At 63.5% G+C, this 539-nt stretch carries 1 protein-coding gene; it reads left to right on the forward strand.

What is annotated here, in order from left to right:
• A partial coding sequence (locus JNK74_29985; protein ID MBL7650400.1) for a Gfo/Idh/MocA family oxidoreductase occupies positions 1-539 on the forward strand: 539 nt, incomplete at both ends.

A 539-nucleotide genomic window follows, 5' to 3' on the forward strand; every position in this document is an offset into this window, starting at 1 on the left:
GCCGACACCTACAACATCCCCACCCGTCATCCCAGCTACGAAGCCCTCGCCCACGACCCGCAGGTGGACGCCATCTACATCGCCACCCCTCACCCCTTTCACAAACCCAACACCATCCTCTGCCTCGAAGCAGGTAAAGCCGTGCTCTGCGAAAAACCCTTCACCATCAACGCAGCGGAAGCCGAAGTGGTCATCGCCCTCGCCCGCCAGAAAAAAATATTCCTCATGGAAGCCATGTGGAGCCGCTACCTGCCCGCCATCATCCGCGCCCGTGAACTGGTCGCGCAGGGTGTCATCGGCGAAGTCCGCATGTTGACCGCCGATTTCGGCTTCCGCACCTCGGTGAATGCCGAAGGGCGGCTCTTCAATCCGGCCTACGGCGGCGGTGCGCTCCTCGACGTGGGCATCTACCCGCTCTCGCTCGCCTCAGCCCTCTTCGGCCAACCCAAACACATCCTCTCCGCCGCCGAACTCGGCAGCACCGGCGTCGATGAGCAGGCCGCCATCATCCTCCACTACGACTCCGGCCAGCTCGCCCT

The organism is Candidatus Hydrogenedentota bacterium (genome assembly GCA_016791475.1).
Taxonomy (GTDB): domain Bacteria; phylum Hydrogenedentota; class Hydrogenedentia; order Hydrogenedentales; family JAEUWI01; genus JAEUWI01.